This is a genomic window from Pollutimonas harenae (genome assembly GCF_004153685.1).
Lineage (GTDB): Bacteria > Pseudomonadota > Gammaproteobacteria > Burkholderiales > Burkholderiaceae_B > Pusillimonas_C > Pusillimonas_C harenae.
Map to the genome: position 1 here is coordinate 35,043 of NZ_SDQD01000002.1, position 22,723 is coordinate 57,765.

Below are 22,723 nucleotides of genomic sequence, written 5' to 3' on the forward strand. Positions count from 1 at the left end.
GTCCTATGATAGGCTGATTGAAGTAGGGGAATAAAGAAGGTCGTATGTCCACTTGGCGCCATCTTTTTACGGTTGTCACACCAACCTATAACAGAGCCCATACTCTTGAGCGGGTGTATCTGTCTTTGGGGGAACAGTCGTTCCAGGATTTCGAGTGGGTCATTGTTGACGATGGCTCTACCGACAATACCCAAGAGGTGGTCATGGGGTGGCAACAAGAAGCCAGTTTTCCCATCCACTACGTGTGGCAAGAAAATCAGCATAAAAAAACCGCATTCAACCGTGGCGTCAACAAAGCCAGCGGTGAGCTTGTCGTGGCACTAGACAGCGACGATAGCCTGGATACCAATGCCTTATACGCCATGGCGACCGCCTGGCGCGATATTCCCCTTGCGGACCGTGACCGATTTGTAGCAATCACAGGGCTGTGCGCGCGACCCAATGGGCATATTGTGGGTGATATGTACCCGCGCGACCTGCTCGACGCGTCGTCGCTCGACATGACATTCAAGTACCATGTCAAGGGTGAGAAATTCGGCTGCCTGCGCACTGATGTACTGCGCATGTTTCCCTTTCCCGAGGAAATCGTCGGTTTTGTACCCGAAAGCCTGGTATGGCGAGCCATTGCCCGTGCCGGTTACCTCACGCGCTTCGTCAACCAGGTGTTCAGGGTTTATCACGAAAGCGACGATGCTCTGTCCAGGCAGGGCAGGGATGGCCAGGAACATGCACTGGGCTTGTGGTTGCTGGCGCATGATACTGTCGTCGAGTGTTTGCCATGGTTCCGGTACAAGCCGCAGGCTTTTCTGATGGCGGCAGTGCGTTATACACGTTTTTCATTGCACCTCAGGCACAACAGGCAGGCCCTGCCGGCGGGACGCGAATTGAAGGGCTGGGCTTCACGCATGCTGGTTGGCACGATGTGGCCGCTGGGTTTGCTGCTTTACCTGCGCGACCGATTCCTGCGCAGTCCGGCGCGCCATCGGGCTTGAACGGATGCCTTCTTAGTGCAGTGTTCGCGGTTCGACTGAACCATCGAGATCAGGCAGGCCGTCATCTTCGTCGTCATCCTCATCATTTGTGTCGTTGTCGGCAGCATCGTCGATCATGATGAATGGAAGAATGTCTTGCAGCTTGTCTGCCCAGGCGACTTCGTCGCCTTCTTGATCAACCTTGATATAGCGCACGCCTTCAAGATCAGAGAGCTGTATGGCCCAGAGGTATTCGCAATCGTAGACTTCGTCATCGCTGATGGTCATGCCGCCCGTGTTGCCGACGTAACGGGCGCCGGCACCACCGATCTGGACTAATACGTAGTCGTCGGGGTTGTCCTGGACATCGAGTGGTATGGCGAAGATGACCCATTCGAAGCCTGTTTCCTGGGCGTCCATGATTTCAGCCAGCACAGGCTTGCCCATATACGCGCTTAGGGCATCGGCGGTGCGGCCCAGTAAATCGAGTTCTTCGGCAGTGAAGACGAGGGGAGACGTTTCTTCTTTGGACATGGCGACCGTCGGGGCTCCTTTAGCAGTGTTGACAGGGCCTGGGTGGACCTTTCATTTTAACCGCCTACAATCACATATTCAGAAGTTTTCCGCTTTTTATTCTAGATCTTGCTTGTTATGGCCCAATACGTATATACGATGAACCGGGTTGGCAAAATTGTGCCACCCAAACGCCAGATTCTGCGCGATATATCCCTGTCTTTTTTCCCTGGTGCAAAAATTGGCGTGCTGGGCCTGAATGGCTCAGGCAAGTCGACCTTGCTCAAGATCATGGCGGGTATCGACCGCGAGATCGAGGGCGAAGCCATACCCATGCCAGGGCTCAATATCGGTTATCTGCCACAAGAGCCCGTCCTGAATCCCGACCACACGGTGCGCCAGTCGGTGGAGGAGGGGCTGGGTGAGTTATTCAGCGCACGCAAGCGGCTGGAAGAGGTCTATGCTGCCTACTCCGAACCAGATGCCGATTTCGATCAGCTGGCCACCGAGCAGGCCGAGCTTGAAGCCGTTATTGCAGCCGCAGCCTCCAGTGGCGCCGACGATATCGAGCATCAAATGGAAATTGCGGCAGATGCCCTGCGTCTGCCGCCATGGGATGCAGTTATTGGCAATCTGTCGGGAGGCGAGAAGCGCCGTGTAGCGTTGTGCCGTCTATTGTTGTCCAAACCCGACATGCTGTTGCTCGATGAGCCAACCAACCACCTTGATGCGGAAAGCGTTGAGTGGCTGGAGCAGTTTCTGCGCAAATTTCCGGGTACGGTTGTAGGCGTCACCCACGACCGCTACTTCCTCGATAACGCCGCAGAGTGGATACTTGAACTCGACCGGGGGCATGGTATTCCCTGGAAGGGCAACTATAGTTCCTGGCTCGAGCAAAAAGACGATCGTCTTAAGCAGGAAGAGGCCTCAGAATCGGCCCGGCAACGCACTATCAGGAAAGAGCTGGAGTGGGTCAGACAAAATCCCAAAGGCCGGCAAGCCAAGGCCAAGGCCAGGCTGGCACGATTCGAAGAGCTGTCGTCCCACGAGTACCAGAAGCGTAATGAAACCCAGGAGATTTTCATTCCTGTCGCCGAACGCCTGGGCAACGAAGTGATTGAGTTCGAGAATGTCAGCAAGGGCTATGGTGACCGGCTGTTGATCGATAACGTCAGCTTCAAGATTCCGGCTGGTGCAATCGTAGGCATTATCGGGCCAAACGGCGCCGGTAAGTCGACGCTGTTTCGCATGATTGCCGGACAAGAGCAGCCTGACAGCGGGACGGTCAAAATAGGGCAGACGGTCAAACTGGCTTTTGTCGACCAGTCACGCGAGTCATTGCCCGATGACAAAACCGTATTCGACGCTATTTCCGACGGCGCTGACCTGCTGACGGTAGGGCGCTTCGAAATGCCGTCGCGCGCCTATTTGGGACGTTTCAACTTCAAGGGCGGTGACCAGAACAAGCAGGTGGGCAAGCTGTCAGGGGGTGAACGCGGCCGGCTGCATCTGGCCAAGACGCTGATTGCCGGCGGCAATGTACTGCTGCTTGACGAGCCGTCCAACGATCTGGACGTTGAAACCTTGCGCGCGCTCGAAGATGCTTTGCTGGAGTTTGCGGGCAGCGTTATGGTCATCAGTCACGACCGGTGGTTCCTGGATCGTATTGCAACGCATATACTGGCATTCGAAGGTGATTCCGAAGTAGTCTTCTTCGATGGCAACTACCAGGAATATGAAGCCGACAAGGTGCGGCGCCTGGGCGAAGAAGGTGCCAAACCCAAGCGCTTGCGCTATAAGGCGCTTAAATAAGGCCGTGGCCTGACGGAGCGATCATGCCTACCCTGAGCACGCACGACACGATGGTGTTGCTGGTTGACATGCAAACCGGGCTGTTGCCTGCCATAGCCAATCATCAGGCGCTGGTGCATACGGCTGCCAGCTTGCTTCAGGCGGCTCAACTGTTGGGTGTGCCCGTCATCGCCACCGAGCATTTTGCTGAAAAAATAGGCCCCACCGACCCAGCGCTGCGGCGCTGGGTCGACCACGTCATTCATAAACGACACTTCAACGCCGCCCGTGAGTCTCATTTTTTACCGGAGTTGCCGCGTCGCCGCGAAAAAGTGTTGTTGCTAGGCACCGAGGCTCATGTCTGTGTGTTACAAACTGGCCTTGGCCTGGTCGATGTGGGTTTGCAGCCCATCCTGGTGACCGACTGCAGCGGATCCCGCCATATTGATGACCATGCTGCGGCGTGTGCACGCTGGGACCATTACGGGCTCGAGCGGATCAGTGCCGAAATGGCCATGTTTGAATGGATGGAATCACCCGCACATCCTCAGTTCAAAGAGGTGCTGGCGCTGATCAAGGCGCTATAGCCGACGCGCCTCACTTTCTACCTCGAAACATTTGTTGCGCAAGTTCACAAGGCGGTACCTCCTGCCATGCTTGATAGCCTGGAATAGGCTACTTTAAGGTCATGCATGCAACATCTGGAGGTAAAGAATGAAAGCAGCAACATTAGGCAAACTGGGTGCCATCGGCTTACTGACTTTAGTCATGAGCGGTTGTTCCTCATGGGACAACATGAGTCATCGCCAGAAGAGTACCGTTACCGGCGCAGGCCTTGGTGGTGTCGCCGGTGCTGTGTTGACCGGCGGTGGCATACTGGGCACCGTGGGTGGTGCAGCCATAGGCGGCGTCATTGGTGACCAGGTAGGCAAGAACTGATAACCTGATTGCAGGGCTTTGCCTTGCACTACCCTCGAAAAATGTCTTCTCCGTATTAAACCCCAGGTAGCCAGGCTCCTGGGGTTCTTTTTTTAGCGTACTTCGGCTTGAGGCATTTCAATCTTGACTTCAAGAATCTCGAGTGAGTCCTGGCGTTCGAGATTGACCTTGATGTCGTCTGGATTGATCTTGACGTAACGCGAGATCACCTCGACCAGCTCTTTTTGCAATTGAGGCAGATAGTCGGGGGTAACACCATCACCCCTTTCATTGATCAGGATCAGTTGCAGGCGATCACGCGCGACGCTGGCGGAAGTCTTCTTCTGGCCACGAAAAAAGGAAAGCAGGGACATATTATTTCCCCCCGAACAGACGCTTGAACAGGCCTGGCTTTTCGTAGTCGACAAAACGCAGTGTTTTTTCTTCGCCGAGGTAGCGGGCAACGACGTCCTGATAGGCAACCGCCACGTCACTGTCGCGCAAATGAATGGCTGGAATGCCCTGGTTTGATGCCTGCAGTACTGACTCGGATTCGGGAATCACGCCTATCAGCTTGATACGCAGGATGTCCTCGATATCTTTCAGCGACAGCATCTCGCCTTCAGCTACGCGTTTGGGGTTGTAGCGTGTCAGTAACAAGTATTCCTTGATGGGTTCTTCGCCTTTTTCGGCGCGGCGCGATTTGGCAGACAGTATGCCCAGGATGCGATCGGAGTCGCGCACCGATGACACTTCGGGGTTGGTGACGACGAGGGCGTCATCAGCAAAATACGAAGCCATCAAGGCGCCCGTTTCAATGCCGGCTGGCGAGTCGCAGACAATGTACTCGAAACCCATTTCGGCCAGGTCGTTCAGTGCTTTTTCAACGCCTTCTTTGGTGAGCGCGTCTTTGTCCCGGGTTTGTGAGGCGGGCAGAATAAACAGGTTTTCAAGCTGTTTGTCGCGTATGAGTGCCTGATTCAGTGTTGCTTCGCCTTGAATGACGTTGACGAAGTCATATACCACACGGCGCTCGCAACCCATGATCAAATCCAGGTTACGCAGGCCCACGTCAAAGTCGATCACGACAGTTTTGTGGCCGCGTATCGCCAGTCCGGAGGAGAAGCTTGCACTGGTGGTGGTTTTGCCCACACCGCCTTTGCCGGAAGTCACCACAACAATTCTCGCCATGACGATAGAATTCCTTTAGGTATTGTTGATAAAACACGTAATCGTAATGCAAAATTGCATCAAAATTGCACAAGCGTACGCCAATTTGACAATAGCTTGGCAACAAAAAATATCTGTTACTTGGTCAGCGCTGTAATTTTAAGGGTATCGTCGTCAAGATGGATGATAGTCGGTTGGTTGTGCAATGTCTGATCCAGTTTGGTTTCGATGACACGGTATACACCGGCAATTGCCAGCAGTTCGGGGTCGAGTTGCGTCGTGAAAATACGTGCGCTGGTATCGCCACGGGCGCCTGCCATGGCTTTGCCGCGCAGAGGCCCATAGACATGAATATTGCCGTCAGCAATGACTTCAGCTCCCTGGCTGACCACGCCAATCACGATCAGGTCGGTGTTCCGTGCATAAATACGCTGTCCTGACCTTAGGGGGCGATTGATGACCATGGCCGCAGGCGCCACTTCGGGGACATGCCCGGCAGGTGGCGTGGTCTGTTCAGCGCCCTCGGCTTTCGTGTCGTTGCCTTGTGTCGCTGGTGGTGGAGCCACCACAGGGACCTCTTGTTCGGGTGCTGGCTGAGCGGTTGGGCGCGGCGTGGGGCTACCCAGGTCTACCGCAGCCAAGCCCTGTGCCAGAGCTGCATCCAGGTTGGCGCCCTGGGCAACGACCCCTACCGGATGTAGGCTATGGCCGCGCAGGGCTTGCAGCAGGGCCGCCCAGTCTATGGTCTCGGTAATCAGGTTTGCATCGATGACGACCGGCTCGTTCTCGAAGAATGCGCCGGCATCGTTCATGCGCTGGCTGAGTGCCGCCAGCAGCTCGGCATCGTCGTGGCTGCGCAGCACGACACGCAATGCATAGAGGGTGGCACTTTTGAAGTCCAGCGCCGAAGGGCTTTTGCTTTTTGGTTTGGCGTTGCTCACAGGTTCTTCTTTCGTTAATAAAAATTTACAAAACTTCGGTGCATCATTTTTTCTGTGCCCAGGAATCCTTGAGCGTGGCCGTACGGTTGATCACCGGCTTGCCGGGTACAGACTCTTTGCTGTCGACGACAAAATAGCCCAGGCGTTCGAATTGCAAAGGGTTGTCTGCCGATAATGGCGTGCCGGGTTCGAGCCAGCCGTGGACCGCCTGACAAGAGTCTGGATTGATGGCGTCCAGAAAGTTCTTGTCACCTGAGTCAGGATGAGGATCGGTGAACAGCCGGTCGTATAGCCGGATTTCTGCTGGAATTGCATGGGCCACGCTGATCCAGGTGACATTGCCTTTGACTTTGACCGAATCGGCGCCAGGCGTGCCGCTCTTGGTGTCGGGCAGATATTCAGCGTGAACTTCCGTTACATTGCCGTCCTGATCCTTGATGCACCCAGTGCAGCGGATGATGTAGCCGTACTTCAGGCGTACGGTATTGCCTGGAAAGAGCCTGAAGTATTTTTTTGGCGGGTCTTCGCGGAAGTCGTCGCGCTCAATCCAGAGTTCGCGGCTGAGCGGAAACTCGCGCTGGCCTGCATCAGGGGCGTGCGGGTTTCGAGGAGCGTGGCAGGTCTCGACCTGGCCTTCGGGATAATTGGTGAGCACCAGCTTGACCGGGTCGAGCACGGCTACACTGCGGGCGGCAATGGGATCGAGTGCATCCCGCAGAGCTTGCTCGAGTATGCTGTAGTCTATGCTTTGATGGGCTTTTGATACACCCAGGCGTTCGCAGAACAGGCGTATGGACTCTGGTGTATAGCCGCGTCGACGCAGCCCGGCCAGTGTCGGCAGACGGGGGTCGTCCCAGCCTTGCACATAGTCTTCGCGCACCAGTTGCAACAGCTTGCGCTTGCTGGTCACGACGTAGCTCAGATTCAGCCTGGCGAACTCGTATTGCCGTGGCAAAGGTCGCTGCAGTTGTCCCAAATCGGCCAGGTGATTGAGTATCCAGTCGTAGAAAGGGCGCTGGTCTTCGAACTCAAGTGTGCAAAAGCTATGTGTGATGCCTTCGAGGGCGTCTTCGACTGGGTGAGCCCAGGAGTACATGGGATAAATGCACCAGTGATCGCCGGTGCGGTGATGGGGTACGTGACGTATGCGGTACATCACTGGGTCGCGCATATTGATGTTGGGCGAACCCATATCGATTTTTGCGCGCAATGCCATACTGCCGTCGGCGTGCTTGCCCTGGCGCATTTCTTCGAGCAGGCGTAGCGATTCTTCGACCGGACGGTCGCGCCAGGGTGAGTTCGTACCTTTTTCTGTCAGTGTGCCGCGTGATGCACGCATTTCGTCGGGGCTTTGTTCGTCGACATAGGCCAGCCCGGCCTGTACCAGCGCCTGGGCAAATTGGTACATATAGTCGAAATAGTCGCTGGCGAAATAACGGTTGTTCTCGTTGCCGTAGCGCCAGTCGAAACCTAGCCATTCGACCATTTCAATAATGGCGTTGACGTATTCGTCTTCTTCTTTTTCGGGGTTGGTGTCGTCGAAGCGCAGATGGCAGGCGCCCTGATAGTCGTTAGCCAGGCCAAAATTAAGGCAAATGCTTTTGGCATGCCCAATATGCAGGTAGCCGTTCGGTTCAGGCGGAAAACGGGTGCGTATCCGTGCGGGATCGCTGTTGCCCAGGGCCTGTACCGAAGCCGGCCCCGGTTTGCCCGCCCAACGTTTGTCGGCGTAACGACCCTGGGCCAGATCGTTATCGATAATGGTGCGCAGGAAGTTGGAAACGGGAGCAGGAGATGGCACAGAGGTCATACAGAATTAATTAAACAGGAATAGTCGGTTGAAGTAAGCATTTTGCCACGTCCAGGGTTATTTGCCCGCTTTGTGGGTTTACAAATGTCGAACTGGCTCTAAACTAGCGCTCATTATGACGCACACGACATTGTGGTTATCTCAGATACAGTTTTTCTCGAGCCTGGGGTTTATGCTGTTGTTTCTAGCCATAGAGCTGGGCCTGGCGTGGGTTTTACTGTACTTCAAGCTTCGTGCCCTGGGACGGGACCCGGCCGCCTGGACAGCAGCGTACCGCTTTTGGGTGCGCGTGTTTGCACTGGCCTTTATTCTAAGCTTTGCCGCCTGCCTGCCGGTACTGATACAGTTCGGCAGCCTATGGCCTGAGCTCATGGAGAAAATAGGCAATGTGGCAGGACCTTTGCTGGCGGCCGGGGTGTTGTCGGCTTATGTGTTCAAGTCCTGCTTCCTGGGTGCCATGCTGTTCGGACAGCGTCATTTGTCCGATCGAACGCATACGCTGGTGGTTTTCATGGTGGCAGTGGGCGTCGCCGCAAGTATTTTCTGGCTGCTGGTGTTGTTGTCATGGATGCACGCGCCAGCTGGCGTGCAGTTTGTCGGCGACCAGTACACGGTGGTCGACTGGCTGGACATTTTGTTCAACCCTGCGTTGCCCTGGTATGCCGCACTCTTTGGCCTGGCCGCGATTCTGACGACTGCATTCCTCATGATAGGCGTGGTTGCCGCCCAAAGTCTGCGTCGTCCAGTCGACGAAAGCGGACGCCTGGTATTCAAGACGGCACTATGGCTGGCCACGGTCAGCATTGTGTTGCAGGGCCTCGCCGCTGCAGGGGCTGGTCACATGACCGCGCGTTATCAGCCGGCCAAGGCGGCGGCGACTGCCGGCTATTGGATGAGTGGCCAGCCAGCCGACTTGGTGCTGTTCGCCTGGCCCGACGCACACAGCCACACCAATCGCCTGGCCTGGCTATGGCGCGATGGTGGCGACACCTGGATAGGGCGCGATGAGGCAGGTGCATTGCGGGGCCTGGATCAGTTTTCGGGCATGGGGCCGCCGGTAGCCGCTACATTCTGGGCATTCCGGCTGACCCTGCTGGTGGGCTTGCTGATGCTGCTTGCTGCGTGGCTGACTTTGTGGCGCGCACGCCGGGTACGATACGATCCAGGAGAATTATCGCGTTGGGGGCGGCGACTGCTTGCAGGCATGACATTTTCGGGCTGGCTGATGTTGCTGGCCGGCTTGGCCCATGTATTGTTGGGTGCTTACCCGTACGCAGTAAACGGCACGATTACAGTAAGTGAAGTGGCCGTATCAGCGTCCTGGCAGACGCTGTTGGGCGGCTATTTTGCTCATCTGGTGGTTTATATTGCGCTGCTCGTCAGCTTCTTGCACATGCTTCGCCACATTGTGCGCTATGGCGTGGTGCCGGTTGCCCGGCGCAGGGGAAGGGCATGATAGACGTGTTGGCGACTGCTCTGGGCTTGAGCGCACAAGATCCGTTTTTCTGGATGCCCTTGGTCTTCATGCTGCTGTTTTTTGCCATTATCGTGGCGGGTACGGTGCTGGACGGTTTCGATATAGGGGTGGGTTGCCTGACGCTGTTCGCTCCAAAAGAGTCCAGACAACGCATGCTTTCCTTATTAAGTCCCTGGAGGGATGCGAATGAGTTCTGGCTGTTTTTAGGTCTGGGTTTGTTCCTGTCGGTCTTCACCAAGGCAGCGGGCATTATCATGGGGCAGCTCTATCTGCCTTTGTGTCTGCTGGGTCTGGGTGTCTTGCTGCGTTCGGCTGCATTCGAAATACGTTTGCGCGCGCCCAAGGAGCTGCAGGGGCGTTGCCTGACCGGCTTTGGCCTGGGATCCTTGCTGACGGCGTTTTCGCATGGCGTGCTATTGGCGCAAGTTGTGGTGTCGTACCACTCTGAGCCTGGCTATGTCTGGTTTTCACTGTTTGTCGGCCTTTGCTCGGTAGCTGCATATTGCTTGTTGGGGGCATCGTGGCTGATCATGCGGGTGGCCGGCGAGTTGCGCGCACGCGCGGTAATGTGGGGCAGGCGCGCAGTACGCTGGTCGGCGGCCGGTGCCGTCGCGGTGTCTGTTGTGCTGGCTTTCGCCAACCCGGGCGTGTTTCTGAAGTGGAGTGATGGGCCGCACTGGCAAATCGTGGTGGCGCTTTGGGGCGTATTGCTGGTGTGCTTTGTATCGGTTGAAATGTGTTTGCAGCGCATGATCAACAACAGCTACCGCACTACGGCGCTACCATTCTTCATGACTCTGCTGATTTTCATGACAGTGCTCGGCGGCCTGGGCTACAGCTTTTTCCCTTATCTGGTGCTGGACGAGATCACGCTTTGGGATGCCGCTGCATCGGTAGATTCAATGCGACTGGTCTTGTCGGCCACCATCATAGCCTTGCCCGTGGCAGTGATCTTCAATATCTGGGTGTACTGGCGGATGTTCGGCTTGTCGATACCGCCTACGCCGCCGAGTTTTGATGGCTAGCTGGCGGCATGATGGGCAGGCTTATGTGTACTTCCAGGCCTCCCCAGCTTGCGTTTTCCAGCGTCAGCGTGCCATCGTGAGCGCGAGCAATGCTGTCGGCCAGCGCGAGGCCCAGGCCGACCGAACCCGTGCGGGTACGAGCGTCGTCCAAACGAGAAAAGGGTCGCAGGGCTTCGGTGCGCCGCTCGGCGCTAATACCAGGGCCATGATCCGCTACAGTAATCAGCGCTTTGCCGTCGACCAGGTCCAGTGAGACTTCGACTGGTGGCTCGCCGTGATTCAGGGCATTGGTGATCAGGTTGTCCAGCAACCGCCCCAGTGCCATTTTGTCCCCGATGATGAGCAGGGCTTCTGGATGCATGCGTGCCAGCTTGACGGGGCTGCCGGCGCTTTCCCAGGCGCTAACCTGCTCGTCCAGCCACGAGTTGAGTCGAAGCCGGGTGAATTGATATGAGCCTGGGTCGGAGCCACGTGCAAAACCGATGAATTGATTCACCATGCGTTGCATATCCTGGACGTCCTTGAGCATGCCTTCCTTGAAAGTAGGATCGTCAACCATTTCTATGCGCAGCCACATACGGGATAAAGGCCCTTTCAGGTCGTGCGGCAAGCCAGCCAGCAGGGTGCGCTGAACTGCGCTTGACTCAGCCAGGGTATCGAGCATGGCGTTGAAGCGTTCACCCAAAATACGGGTTTCAGAGGGGCCCGATGGCGTGACACGCTGCGGCTGGCCTGCGGCCAACTGATCGGCCGCCTTGGCCAGCCGGGTGAGAGGGCGGGTGATGTGCCAGGAGAAGGCGGCTGCCAACAGCAACAATAGGCCCATGCCACTTAGCCAGACGGCAATCATGGGTGTGGCGACCGGCGGTGCGATGCGGTCCAGGGGGATCACCAGCCACTCCCGGTTTGGGGGGATGTCGCTGACGGGAGGGTAAGGCAGGGAGATATAAAGGCGCGGCTCGGAGCCGCGCGACAGGGCTACTCGGGTGTCATCGTCAAGACGCAGGTTCAGCGCCTGGACGAAAGTACGCAGCGAGTGACGTATGTCGCCTGGTGGCGGTGGCGCAGGGTTGCGCGGTGGGCGGCGGTGCTCCATGCTGGCATTCGAGGGCAGGCTGCGCGACCATAAATGCCACTGGTTCTGGGACGCCTGGCGTACGAATTCGTCGCGTTGAATCGATGGAATCTCTGCCAGGGCGGCACGCAGTGTACGTATTGTCGTTGCCGTGAATTCGACGGTTACTTCCTCGGTGTACTTCTTTCTGTAGTAAGACACGGACGCGAAGGTGGCCGCCTGCACCAGCAAAATGGTGCCCAGCGTCAGCAACACCATGCGCGAGCTTAGTGACCTTGGCAGCCAATGGCTTAGCCTCATGCTGGCTCTCAAGGCGAGAACCGGTAGCCTACGCCCCATACCGTCTGTATCCAGCGCGGTTGTTTGGGATCGTCTTCAATGGCGCGGCGCAGTCGTAATATGGCAATGTCGATGGCGCGGTCATTGCGTTCGCCCTCATCGTCGTCACGTGCCAGCGCCAGCAGGCGCTCGCGTGAGAGGGGTTTGCCGGAGTTGTTGATCAAGGCCTCCAGCAGGTTGACCTCGCCGCCTGTAAGCTTTATGGTTTCGTCGCCTTTGGTGAGTTGGCGGGTGGCCGGGTCGAAAGTGAAAGGACCGAAGGATACGGGCTGATCCTTGTTGAGTGCCGAAGCTCCCTTTTTGCGGCGCAGCACGGCTTCGATACGCGCCAGCAGCTCGCGTGGGTCAAAGGGCTTGCCCAGGTAGTCGTCTGCGCCGGCCTCCAGCCCAATGACCCGGTCGACGGTTTCATCGCGGGCAGTCAGTAAAATAACGGGAATGTCTTCTCCACGCTGGCGCAGGCTGCGGCAGGCCTCGGCACCATCCCCGTCTGGCATCATGCGGTCTAGGACGATGAGATCGGGAGAATAGCGCTGGATGCGTGAAGGTAGGTCGCTGGCGTCGGGAGCAAGCAGTGTGTCGTAATTATGGCGGTTCAGATAGTCGGCCAGCAACTGTCGCAGTGCGGGGTCGTCGTCAACAACCAGTACTTTTAGCAAGGGATTTTCCATAGACCGAAAGTGTGCCTTTTGCCAGGTCGCGAGGCAAGCATCCGAAATGGATTGAAATAAGTCATCGCCTTACGTTATGGTTTGTGATTCATCAGAAATAGGTTGAGCATGATACGCAGCTCCGTGCAATCGGTACGCGAACGCCTTGCGGGCTACTCTTGGCTGTCCGACCTTCCAGCTATGTTGTGCTGGGCTGCTCTGGTGGGTGCGCTCGGAGCATTTGCCACGATTGCCTTTCATGAAGGCATGCGCTTGGTGCAAGAACTGGCCACTGGCCGCAGTGGCTCTATTGTGGGGGTGACGCGCGAACTACCCTGGTATGGCCGCCTGCTGTTTCCAATGCTGGGCGGTGTAGTGGCGGGTGCTCTGCTCTGGGCGTCCAAGCAGCTCAAAGAGAGCACCAATTCCGACTACATGGAGGCGGTGGCTATTGGCGATGGCCGTCTGTCTTTACGACAAGGACTGCTGCGCTCCTTGTCCTCACTCAGCTCGGTGGCTTCGGGCGGCTCTATAGGGCGGGAGGGTGCCATGGTGCATTTGGCCTCGCTCAGTGCCTCGCTTATTGGCCGTTTTACCCGTTTCAGTACCGCTCGCCTGCGCTTGCTGGTGGCGTGCGGCGCGGCGGCGGGTGTCGCCTCAGCCTATGGCACGCCTATCGCTGGCGCCTTGTTCGTGGCGGAAATCGTGTTGGGGACCATGGGCATGCAAAGCCTCGGGCCTTTGCTGGTGGCAGCGGCCTCGGCCAATATCGTCATGCGTTTGTCAGGCCACTACCATACCACCTATGCCATTATCGACATGCCGCAGATCCCGGGCCTAGAGGTGCTGCCCTTCCTGCTGCTCGGCGTCTTTTCGGGCTTGGGTGCGCCACTGTTCCTGAAGTTCCTGGATTTTTCCCGTCGCCAGTTTCGACGTACCGAATTGCCTTTGCCGGCCAGGCTAGGTCTGGGTGGTGGCCTGCTGGGTATTTTGCTCATCATCATGCCCGAGGTGGCAGGCAACGGTTACAGCGTCGTCCATTCGCTGCTGCATGCCTCATGGACATGGTATGCGGTACTGACTATTTTGTTGTTCAAAGTGCTGGCCACGGCCTTTACCGTGGGGTCGGGCGCTGTGGGCGGTGTCTTTACGCCCGCGCTTTTCGTGGGTGGAGGCCTTGGAGCGCTGTTTGGTATGGTCGTGTCCTGGCTCTGGCCGGGTATGACGGCCGAAACCTATATGTATGTCCTGGTTGGCATGGGCAGCTTTCTGGGAGCGGCCACCAGTGCGCCCCTGATGGCCATACTGATGATTTTCGAAATGACACTGAGCTATCAGATTGTCCTGCCCTTGATGCTCGCTTGCGTCATTGCCCATTTTGTCTCCCGGGCTGTGGCGGAAGTGGCTATGTACGATGTCACCGTCGTGCGAGAGCGCGATGCCTGGTTTCGCTATCGGCTTAGGCACACCGTCATTCAGGACCTGGTCCGTCCGGCCGATACGGTGGTGGCCACGACAGCACCGGTGCGCGATGCCTTGCAGATGTTTCTGGAGTATCCGGTCAAGTATCTGTATGTGGTCGATGAAAAGAATACTTACCAAGGGGTGATTGCTCAACAGGATTTGACCAGTTTATTGTTGGGTCAGGGTGATGTTCAGAGCAAGCTGGCAGGCGAGGTCTTGCGTTTGGATTTCGTCAAGACTTTGCATCCTGATATGACGCTGGATCAGGCGCAGGAATATTTTGTGCATTTCCAGGGCGAGCGCTTGCCTGTGGTCAGTCGCGGCGATCAGCCTACGCTACTGGGTGTGGTGTACAAATCGTCCCTGCTTGAAAAATACAGTGCCCTGAAAAGATCTTTTGATACCAGTGGTGAAGCCATGCTGGATTTTCCGGCAGGCAGGCGCTTGCGCTGACGCGAGTGTGTTTGTTTGGCGGGGTAGTTTTGCAGTGTGCTTTTAAGAATTTCTCTTTTGTCAGGCTGATGCATATAGCGGTCAGCATGCAGTGCGCTGGTCTGGCATGCTTGTTGATTGCGCCGTCGGCGCATGCTGATAGCTCACGCTTGCGCGAGTTGGCGCCGGTGCGGATATTCGCGGCACCTCAAATCGACCTGGCGCCGCCTGTTTCTTTGCCGGGCGTCGTTGTGCCGCAGGCCATGGACAATGACGAAACCATCTTCACAGACGAGGCCGACAGCATTCCCGATATTTCCTATAGTTTTTCCTGGAGTGCGGGTGATTCGGAAATTTGGCGCAACAGCGATGTATCGCCTTCATCACCCGGATTATGGGGGGCGCTAAGTACGCCTCGGGGTCGGCAGTTCACTCCTTCGTCTATAGGTGGGGGGACGCCTTGGACATTGGGTACAAGCAACTGGAGCTTTCAGGGCGATGATGGACTGGATCTGGCCTTGGGCAGCAACGATATTGTTGCGCCGGCCTGGGGCAGTTCTGCAAGATTGGGTGGCATCAGCATCTCGCAGTCGTCACAGGTCAATGCAGAAGATGTCGAAAACAATTGGCAATATGCCTTATCCATTGGCGCCCTTGATTATTCCTCAGGCTCGGAGGGAGATCTGGAGCTCGGTCCCACTGCCGCTAATTCCGTCTTCCGCTATGGCGTTAGCCCAAGCTTTGTACTGGAGTCCCAGATGCAGCTCGCACCCAATCTGGTGTCTTCCGGATTGGGTGGACAGTACCGTACAAGCTTGGGCAACTGGAGTGCAGGCCTGGCTCGGGCGCGTGTGCACGATGACCAGGGTTGGCGCTATCAGGCTGCCTACGAGGTGGATGTATTCGAGGATCTACGGCTTTCCTGGCTGGGTGAGTATCGCGACCCGGGCTACGCCGATCTGAGCCGGTACACTGCAGACCCTTCTGTAGGTGGACAACGTCAGCGTTGGATGGCCACTATACCAATGGGGCGCTGGGGAAATCTGAGCGGTCGGTATGAAAATGAACAGACCTCCCTGGGTGATAGCCGGCGCAGCTTCGGCTTTACACAGCAGTTCTGGTATAGCCCGAATCTGCGTATAGGCCTGAAGGCGGAACGAGAGTTGGACGGCGGCGACTATGATATAGGTATTCGTTTCTCAGTACCTATTTATTAAGCATGTCCCTATCTTCCCTGGAAACCCTGCAGCAAGTCTTTGGCTACGAGTCTTTTCGTGGCGATCAGCAAGCCATTATTGATCATGTCGTGCAGGGTGGTGATGCCTTGGTGCTGATGCCGACGGGGGGTGGAAAATCACTTTGCTATCAAATACCTGCCTTGGTAAGGCCGGGCGTCGGCGTGGTGATATCGCCTTTGATTGCCTTGATGCAGGATCAGGTTGATGCCTTGATCGAACTGGGTGTGCGTGCGGCCTTCCTGAACTCGTCGCAAGACTGGCGTACCGCGCGCGAAGTTGAGCAGGCCTTCCTGCGCGGTGAACTCGATTTATTGTACGTGGCGCCCGAGCGCTTACTGACAGACCGCTGCCTGGAGTTGTTGGGCCAGGGCCGGGTGTCGCTGTTTGCCATCGATGAGGCTCATTGTGTATCGCAGTGGGGTCATGACTTCCGGCCAGAGTATCTGGGCCTGTCGATCTTGCATGAGCGCTGGCCCGATGTTCCGCGATTGGCCCTGACGGCGACCGCCACGTCGGTGACCCGGAGCGAGATTGCCCAACGCCTGGACCTGACCGGCGCACCGCATTTCGTGGCCAGTTTTGACCGGCCCAATATCCGCTACCGCATTATCGAAAAAAATGAGGTCAGGCGGCAGTTGCTGGCTTTCATCAAGGCTGAGCACGAAGGCGATTGCGGCATTGTGTATTGTCTGTCGCGTGCCCGAGTCGAAGAAACCGCTGATTTTCTATGTGAGAACGGGATCGAGGCGCTGCCTTATCATGCCGGCCTGAATGCCAGCGTGCGTGCGGCCAATCAGGCGCGTTTCCTCCGGGAGGAAGGCGTGGTCATGGTGGCCACGATAGCCTTTGGCATGGGGGTCAACAAGCCCGACGTGCGATTTGTGGCCCATATCGATCTACCTAAGTCGGTAGAGGGCTATTACCAGGAAACCGGTCGAGCCGGTCGCGACGGCCTTCCGGCTACCGCCTGGCTGGCATATGGCTTGCAAGACGTGGTTCAGCAGCGGCGTATGATCAATGAGTCGGCCGGCGACGAGGCGTTCAGGCGGCGGCTGGGAGCCCAATTGGACGCCATGCTGGGCTTGTGTGAAACGGTATCGTGCCGGCGTCAGCGTCTGCTGGCTTATTTCGATCAGGACATGGCATCTTGCGGCAATTGTGACACCTGTTTGGAGCCGCCGCAGGCCTGGGATGGTACGGTTGCTGCCCAGAAAATCCTGTCAGCTGTCTACCGGTTGTGGCGCGAGCGTGGGCAGCGTTTTGGCGCAGGGCATCTGATCGATATCCTGCGTGGCAAGACGACGGATCGGGTCAAGCAGTATGAGCATGAAACCCTGACAGTGTTTGGTATTGGCGGCGATCTTTCCGAGCAAGCCTGGCGTGGCGTGTTGCGTCAGTTGCTGGCGCAAAGTTTGTTGGCGGTGGATCACGAGGGTTATGGCACGCTGGCCTTAACGGAGGGCAGCCGGGAGGTGCTGAAGGGGGAGCGGACGCTGATGTTCAGGCGGGAGCCCGAGAAAAAGGCACGAAATGGACGCGCTGCCAGTACCCGGAGCAAGGATGCGGGCATCGTGCTGCCGCCGGATGCACAGCAGCGCTTTGAGGATTTGCGCGCCTGGCGGGCAGAGGTTGCCCGTAGCCATGGTGTGCCAGCTTATGTGATTTTCCATGATGCGACTTTGCGGGAGGTGGCGTTGAGTTGCCCGCAAACGCTGGAGGATCTGGGCGGTATCAGTGGGGTGGGGGTGCGCAAGCTCGAGGCCTATGGAGAGGATTTGCTGCGCTGTGTGGCTGGATGACGGTTCGACTCATCTGGTTGAACGACTTGCGCGAGGCGCCAGCATAGCCCCCTAAGATGGGGTCTATTTGCCCTGCTCCCGCAAGATTGATGACAGCAACGCGTGATCGCCACGTGCTGTCATCCAGGTCTGCTCAGGTGTACAGTCAACTAATCAGTCGAATAAATCAGACGTAGCCCCTGACGCCCCAGATGGCGGCGTCAGCCCCAAATGCCGCCAGGTCGTTTGCGTGGCGGTGCGGCCCCGCGGCGTGCGCTGTAAATACCCTTGCTGAATCAGGAACGGCTCGATCACATCTTCGATGGTGTCACGCTCCTCACCTATGGCTGCTGCCAGGCTGTCGACCCCCACTGGGCCTCCATCGAACTTGTGGACTATGGCTTCCAGCAACTTGCGATCCATCAGATCCAGCCCTTGTGGATCGACTTCCAGCATGGATAGTGCCGCGCCTGCTACCGTAGCGTCGATATTGCCATTGGCCTTGACCTCGGCGTAGTCGCGTACCCGACGCAGCAGACGATTGGCGATACGCGGTGTTCCGCGTGCGCGGCGGGCGATTTCAGCGGCGCCGTCTGGCGTGGTGCTGGCATTGAGCAAGTGCGCGCTGCGGGTAACAATATGGGTGAGGTCTTCAGTGTTGTAGAACTCCAGCCGCGAAACAATGCCGAAGCGATCACGCAGGGGATTCGTGAGCATGCCTGCACGGGTGGTGGCACCGACCAAGGTAAAGGGTTGGAGGTCAATCTTTACACTGCGCGCCGCCGGCCCTTCACCGATCAGGATATCGATCTGGAAATCTTCCAGTGCCGGATACAGAATCTCTTCCACCACGGGTGATAAACGGTGAATCTCGTCGATGAACAGCACATCGTTTTTTTCGAGATTGGTCAGTAGTGCGGCAAGGTCGCCCGCGCGTTCGAGGACGGGGCCGGAGGTTTGACGCAGCTGCACACCCATTTCGTGGGCCACGATATGGGCCAGCGTGGTTTTGCCCAGGCCTGGTGGGCCGAATAACAAAACGTGGTCGAGTGCTTCGCCACGATTTTTGGCGGCCGTAATGAAGATTTCAAGCTGTTCCCGCACCCGGTGTTGGCCAATATATTCATTCAGTTCGCGCGGCCGTAGTGCGCGTTCTGCAGAGTCTTCGTTGGGTGAGCTGCTTTGGGGCGCTATGAGGCGTTCGGGTTGAGGAAGGCTGGAAAGCGAATCGGAGTGGATGGCCATGGCTGGTAGCTGATTATATTTACAGTGGTAATCGTACTCTAAAGCAAGCTGTTTGCGCAGCTTTGCAGCGATTGAAGCATAATTGTCGATAGGCGAAAATTCCTTAATGCTTGTTTACCATTAACCATAGCGAAATCCCATGAGCTCAAGTTTCCCCTCCTATGAAGATGTTGTTCAGGCCAGTAAAAGACTGGAAGGTATTGCTCACCGTACGCCGGTGATGACCTCGTCGTCTCTCGACGACCGGCTTGGTGCTCAGGTATTTTTCAAGTGCGAAAACCTGCAGCGTATTGGTGCCTTCAAGTTTCGTGGAGGCTATAACGCGCTGGCCAAGCTCGACGATGCACAGCGCAAGGCGGGTGTGATTGCCTTTTCGTCCGGCAACCACGCACAGGCGGTAGCCCTGTCTGCCCGTCTGTTGGGTATACAGGCCACTATCGTCATGCCACACGATGCTCCCGCTGCCAAAATTGCCGCTACACGTGGCTATGGTGCGCGTGTGGTGGGCTACGACCGCCAGACACAAGACAGGGAAGAGGTTGCACGCGAGCTGATGGAAGCGCAGGGCCTGACGCTGATTCCGCCTTTCAACCATCCAGACGTCATTGCCGGGCAGGGTACTGCGGTCAAAGAACTGCTGGAAGAGACTGGTGGCCTGGATGCCTTGTTCGTCCCCATGGGCGGCGGCGGCTTATTGTCAGGCTCTTTGCTGGCCGCCCATGCCATCAGCCCCGACTGCGCCGTCTATGGTGTCGAACCAGAGGCAGGCAATGATGGACAGCAGTCGTTTCGCAAGGGTGAGGTCGTGCGTATCCAGCCCCCAGACTCCATTGCCGATGGAGCCCTGACCCTGGCGCTTGGCTCGTTGACGTTTCCCATCATCCGCCAGTATGCCCGCGATATCCTCACGGTCAGTGATGAGCATCTGGTGCAGGCGCAGCGGTTTTTCGCCGAGCGCATGAAGATCGTGGTCGAACCTACCGGCTGTTTGGGTGCTGCAGCAGCTTTCAACCAGATTGTTCCGGTCAAAGGCAAAAGAATCGGTGTGCTGCTCAGTGGTGGCAACGTCGACTTGTCGGCCTATGCGGACAACATTCGAGCTGTGTAAAAGCTTAGTGCCTGGCGAGCGATTTGAGCGCCAGGCGTATTCCCTCCGCCACGTCCACGCCTTCGGGCAGGGTTTTCAGGGCTGCCTGGGTTTCGCTGTTTGAATAACCAAGCGATAGCAGGGCGTTCAGGATGTCGTCGCGGCCCGATGAAACCGTGCCGGCGCCGTGTGCCAGATCGCCGCCCAGCTTGCCGCGCAGCTCCAGTAGCAGACGTTCAGCGGTTTTCTTGCCTATGCCGGGCACACGCGTCAGCAAACCTGTTTCTTGCTGTGTAATTGCATTGGCCAGCTCATCGACGCTCATGCCCGAAAGCACTGCCAGCGCTGTTCTGGCACCTATGCCTGTAACCTTGATCAGGGCCCGGAATGCACTGCGTTCTTTGGGCGACAGGAAGCCATACAGAGTATGAGCGTCTTCACGGACGGCAAGGTGGGTGTATAGCGTGATGGTGGCACCATTGTCGGGCAGGTCGTACAGAGTGCTCATGGGGACATCGATTTCGTATCCCACACCACCCACATCAACACAGACCATAGGTGGGGTTTTCTCAATCAGAGTGCCGGTAATGCGACCGATCATGTAGTGTCCTTATCAACAGGCGGGTGGTCTTAGCCAAGCAAGCGGCCGCCGCGTATCCGGCTGGCGCGCCCCGATACGGGGAGTTGGCCGGTGTCTTGCAGGCGCTGCTTGAGCGGATGAAAATGGGCATGGCAGATGGCGCAAGCCAGGGCATCGGCCGAGTCGGCTGCCGGAACGCCATTCAAACCCAGCAGGTGCTGCACCATTTTCTGCACTTGCTCTTTGGCGGCATGCCCATTGCCTACCACTGATTTCTTGATTTGAAGGGCGGTGTATTCGTGCACCTCGAGCAGGCTGTCGGCCAGCGCGCACATGGCGGCGCCTCGTGCCTGTCCCAGCAGCAGCGTCGAAGCCGGATTGGTATTGACGAATACTTTTTCCAGTGCAGACACCGTCGGCCGGGTGCTCTGGACGACTTCGCGGATGTTGTCCAGAATGACTTTGAGCCGCCCGGCCAGCGCTTGGTCGGGCGGCACCACTATGGTGCCACTGGTCACGTAAACCAGGCGCGTACCCTGGACATCGATAACGCCAAAGCCGGTGCGACGCAGGCCCGGATCAATGCCCAGTATGCGCATGACCGGGTTTAATGGCGAAAATGCCGCGCACCCGTGAAGACCATGGCAATGCCACGTTCGTTCGCGGCTGCAATAACTTCGTCGTCGCGTATGCTGCCACCGGGCTGGATGACGCAAGTGGCGCCTGCGTCGGCCACCACGTCAAGCCCGTCGCGGAACGGGAAGAAAGCGTCTGAAGCCACAGCTGACCCGTTCAGGCTTAGTCCTGCGTTGTCCGCCTTGATGGACGCGATGCGTGCTGAATCGATGCGGCTCATCTGGCCGGCGCCCACCCCTAGTGTCATGCCGCCTCCGACAAAGACAATAGCGTTGGATTTGACGTATTTGGCCACTTTCCAGGCAAATCGCAGGTCCAGCATCTGCGCTTCGGTCGGTGCGAGTTTGGTGACTACCTTGAAGGCGTCTTCGGGTACCTGGTAGTCGTCGGGGTTTTGTACCAGCCAGCCACCTCCGACACGCTTGATGTCGAATTCATTATGGCCTTGGCCTTGCGGTACCTCGAGCACCCGGACGTTTTTCTTGGCGGCAAAGACTGCCAGTGCCTCGGGCGCGTAGCCCGGAGCCAGGAGAACTTCGACGAACTGACCGCTAACTGCTTGGGCCGTGGCTTCGTCGACGGGGCGGTTGAAGGCAATAATGCCACCAAACGCCGAGGTGGGGTCGGTCTTGAAAGCCTGTTGATAGGCGTGCAAGGGGTTGTCGCCCAGCGCGACACCGCAAGGGTTGGCGTGCTTTACGATGACGCAGGCGCTACCCTGGAAGCTGCGTACGCACTCCCAGGCGGCATCGGCATCGGCAATGTTGTTATAAGACAGCTCTTTGCCTTGCAATTGGGTATAGCTACCCAGCAGGCCGGCCTTGATAGGCTGGTCGACATAAAAAGCCGCAGACTGGTGTGGGTTTTCACCGTAGCGCAGAATCTGCTGCCGCTTGACTTGCACGGTCAGGTTATGGGGCCAGGGGCCACGTTCTGGTTCCTGGTCTTGTACAGGTTCAGCGGTCGACAGGCTGCTTAGATAGGCGGCAATAGCGCCGTCATAGGCGGCGGTATGGGCGTACGTCTTGGTGGCCAGTTCCAGGCGCAAGGCGTAGGAGGGGCCACCCTGCGGGCCGTCCATATCGGCAAGGATGCGCGGATAGTCGGCTGGATCAATGGCAACGGTGACGCCACCTTCTTGCGTCCCGTGGTTCTTGGCAGCAGCGCGCAACATGGCGGGTCCGCCGATATCTATGTTCTCAACGGCGTCGGCAAAGGTGCAGCCTGGTTTGGCGATGGTTTCGCGAAAGGGATAAAGATTGACGACCAGCAGATCGATGCGATCTATGCCATGTTCTTTCAGCGTATCCAGGTGTTCGGTGCTGTCGCGGCGGGCGAGCAGGCCGCCGTGAATTTTTGGATGCAGTGTTTTCACCCGGCCATCGAGGATCTCGGGTGAGCCCGTGTGGGCGGCCACTTCGGTAACCGTCAGGCCGGCGGCGGCCAACTGTTTGGCGGTGCCTCCTGTGGACAGCAAGCGTACACCGCGCTGGGCGAGGGCCTGGGCGAACTCAACAATACCGGTTTTGTCGGAAACCGAAAGCAAGGCAGTCTGAATTTTCATGGAATCGAAATATAGGGTT

General features: G+C 57.3%; 21 protein-coding genes. 10 read left to right on the plus strand and 11 right to left on the minus strand.

Going from position 1 to position 22,723, the window contains the following annotated elements; all coding sequences use genetic code 11:
- Positions 1-44: 44 nt before the first annotated feature.
- Complete coding sequence (locus ERD84_RS06945) at positions 45-992, plus strand: glycosyltransferase family 2 protein (RefSeq protein ID WP_130038928.1); 948 nt, start codon at positions 45-47, stop codon at positions 990-992.
- A gap of 12 nt (positions 993-1,004) precedes the next feature.
- Here the strand turns inward: ERD84_RS06945 and ERD84_RS06950 are convergent, their stop codons facing one another.
- A complete protein-coding gene (locus ERD84_RS06950; protein ID WP_130038929.1) occupies positions 1,005-1,505 on the minus strand; it encodes a hypothetical protein in 501 nt (166 codons plus the stop codon).
- A 117-nt stretch (positions 1,506-1,622) separates the two neighbouring features.
- On the opposite strand from ERD84_RS06950, the gene ettA reads away from it, so the two are divergent.
- The 3 genes from ettA (at position 1,623) to ERD84_RS06965 (ending at position 4,214) form a co-directional block, all read left to right on the plus strand.
- Positions 1,623-3,296, plus strand: coding sequence for an energy-dependent translational throttle protein EttA (gene ettA / locus ERD84_RS06955; protein ID WP_130038930.1), 1,674 nt, complete (start codon positions 1,623-1,625; stop codon positions 3,294-3,296).
- Between the two features lie 23 nt (positions 3,297-3,319).
- A complete protein-coding gene (locus ERD84_RS06960; RefSeq protein WP_130038931.1) occupies positions 3,320-3,862 on the plus strand; it encodes an isochorismatase family protein in 543 nt (180 codons plus the stop codon).
- A 127-nt stretch (positions 3,863-3,989) separates the two neighbouring features.
- Positions 3,990-4,214, plus strand: a complete 225-nt coding sequence (locus ERD84_RS06965) for a glycine zipper 2TM domain-containing protein (RefSeq protein ID WP_130038932.1) — start codon at positions 3,990-3,992, stop codon at positions 4,212-4,214.
- 92 nt (positions 4,215-4,306) lie between these two features.
- Here the strand turns inward: ERD84_RS06965 and minE are convergent, their stop codons facing one another.
- The 4 genes from minE to ERD84_RS06985 form a co-directional block, all read right to left on the minus strand.
- Positions 4,307-4,567 (minus strand): cell division topological specificity factor MinE, encoded by a 261-nt coding sequence (gene minE, locus ERD84_RS06970; protein ID WP_130038933.1) that lies wholly within the window; start codon positions 4,565-4,567, stop codon positions 4,307-4,309.
- Position 4,568: 1 nt separating this feature from the next.
- Positions 4,569-5,384, minus strand: a complete 816-nt coding sequence (minD, locus tag ERD84_RS06975) for a septum site-determining protein MinD (RefSeq protein ID WP_130038934.1) — start codon at positions 5,382-5,384, stop codon at positions 4,569-4,571.
- Positions 5,385-5,500: 116 nt separating this feature from the next.
- Positions 5,501-6,304, minus strand: a complete 804-nt coding sequence (gene minC, locus ERD84_RS06980; protein ID WP_130038935.1) for a septum site-determining protein MinC — start codon at positions 6,302-6,304, stop codon at positions 5,501-5,503.
- 43 nt (positions 6,305-6,347) lie between these two features.
- Complete coding sequence (locus ERD84_RS06985) at positions 6,348-8,114, minus strand: glutamine--tRNA ligase/YqeY domain fusion protein (RefSeq protein ID WP_130038936.1); 1,767 nt, start codon at positions 8,112-8,114, stop codon at positions 6,348-6,350.
- Positions 8,115-8,229: 115 nt separating this feature from the next.
- On the opposite strand from ERD84_RS06985, the gene ERD84_RS06990 reads away from it, so the two are divergent.
- Together ERD84_RS06990 and ERD84_RS06995 are read left to right on the plus strand one after the other, a co-directional pair.
- Positions 8,230-9,570 carry a cytochrome ubiquinol oxidase subunit I gene (locus tag ERD84_RS06990; protein WP_130038937.1) on the plus strand — a complete coding sequence of 447 codons (1,341 nt, stop codon included), beginning with the start codon at positions 8,230-8,232 and terminating at the stop codon, positions 9,568-9,570.
- Positions 9,567-10,616: a cytochrome d ubiquinol oxidase subunit II gene (locus ERD84_RS06995; protein WP_130038938.1), complete on the plus strand. Its 1,050-nt coding sequence runs from the start codon at positions 9,567-9,569 to the stop codon at positions 10,614-10,616. The genes ERD84_RS06990 and ERD84_RS06995 overlap by 4 nt, the downstream gene beginning before the upstream one ends.
- Here ERD84_RS06995 and ERD84_RS07000 read toward each other — a convergent pair.
- Positions 10,591-11,991: an ATP-binding protein gene (locus ERD84_RS07000; RefSeq protein ID WP_167667353.1), complete on the minus strand. Its 1,401-nt coding sequence runs from the start codon at positions 11,989-11,991 to the stop codon at positions 10,591-10,593. The genes ERD84_RS06995 and ERD84_RS07000 overlap by 26 nt on opposite strands.
- Before the next feature lie 8 nt (positions 11,992-11,999).
- Positions 12,000-12,701 (minus strand): response regulator, encoded by a 702-nt coding sequence (locus ERD84_RS07005; RefSeq protein WP_130038939.1) that lies wholly within the window; start codon positions 12,699-12,701, stop codon positions 12,000-12,002.
- 108 nt (positions 12,702-12,809) lie between these two features.
- On the opposite strand from ERD84_RS07005, the gene ERD84_RS07010 reads away from it, so the two are divergent.
- From ERD84_RS07010 to recQ, 3 genes are all read left to right on the plus strand, one after another.
- Complete coding sequence (locus tag ERD84_RS07010) at positions 12,810-14,597, plus strand: ClcB-like voltage-gated chloride channel protein (protein ID WP_130038940.1); 1,788 nt, start codon at positions 12,810-12,812, stop codon at positions 14,595-14,597.
- 86 nt (positions 14,598-14,683) lie between these two features.
- Positions 14,684-15,793, plus strand: coding sequence for a fimbria/pilus outer membrane usher protein (locus ERD84_RS07015; RefSeq protein WP_167667355.1), 1,110 nt, complete (start codon positions 14,684-14,686; stop codon positions 15,791-15,793).
- Positions 15,794-15,795: 2 nt separating this feature from the next.
- The gene (recQ, locus tag ERD84_RS07020; protein ID WP_130038942.1) at positions 15,796-17,613 is read left to right on the plus strand and encodes a DNA helicase RecQ; all 1,818 of its coding nucleotides are present in this window, start codon (positions 15,796-15,798) and stop codon (positions 17,611-17,613) included.
- A gap of 153 nt (positions 17,614-17,766) precedes the next feature.
- On the opposite strand, the gene ruvB is transcribed toward recQ, so the two are convergent.
- Complete coding sequence (ruvB, locus tag ERD84_RS07025; RefSeq protein ID WP_130038943.1) at positions 17,767-18,837, minus strand: Holliday junction branch migration DNA helicase RuvB; 1,071 nt, start codon at positions 18,835-18,837, stop codon at positions 17,767-17,769.
- A 139-nt stretch (positions 18,838-18,976) separates the two neighbouring features.
- Between ruvB and ERD84_RS07030 the strand changes: the two genes are divergently transcribed.
- Complete coding sequence (locus ERD84_RS07030; RefSeq protein WP_130038944.1) at positions 18,977-19,945, plus strand: threo-3-hydroxy-L-aspartate ammonia-lyase; 969 nt, start codon at positions 18,977-18,979, stop codon at positions 19,943-19,945.
- A 4-nt stretch (positions 19,946-19,949) separates the two neighbouring features.
- Here the strand turns inward: ERD84_RS07030 and ruvA are convergent, their stop codons facing one another.
- From ruvA to purH, 3 genes are read right to left on the minus strand one after another with little or no spacing between them, the layout of a single operon-like run.
- A complete protein-coding gene (gene ruvA / locus ERD84_RS07035; protein WP_130038945.1) occupies positions 19,950-20,525 on the minus strand; it encodes a Holliday junction branch migration protein RuvA in 576 nt (191 codons plus the stop codon).
- 29 nt (positions 20,526-20,554) lie between these two features.
- On the minus strand, positions 20,555-21,103 hold the full coding sequence (ruvC, locus tag ERD84_RS07040; protein ID WP_130038946.1) for a crossover junction endodeoxyribonuclease RuvC: 549 nt from the start codon (positions 21,101-21,103) through the stop codon (positions 20,555-20,557).
- A gap of 8 nt (positions 21,104-21,111) precedes the next feature.
- On the minus strand, positions 21,112-22,704 hold the full coding sequence (gene purH / locus ERD84_RS07045) for a bifunctional phosphoribosylaminoimidazolecarboxamide formyltransferase/IMP cyclohydrolase (protein ID WP_130038947.1): 1,593 nt from the start codon (positions 22,702-22,704) through the stop codon (positions 21,112-21,114).
- Between the last annotated feature and the right edge of the window lie 19 nt (positions 22,705-22,723).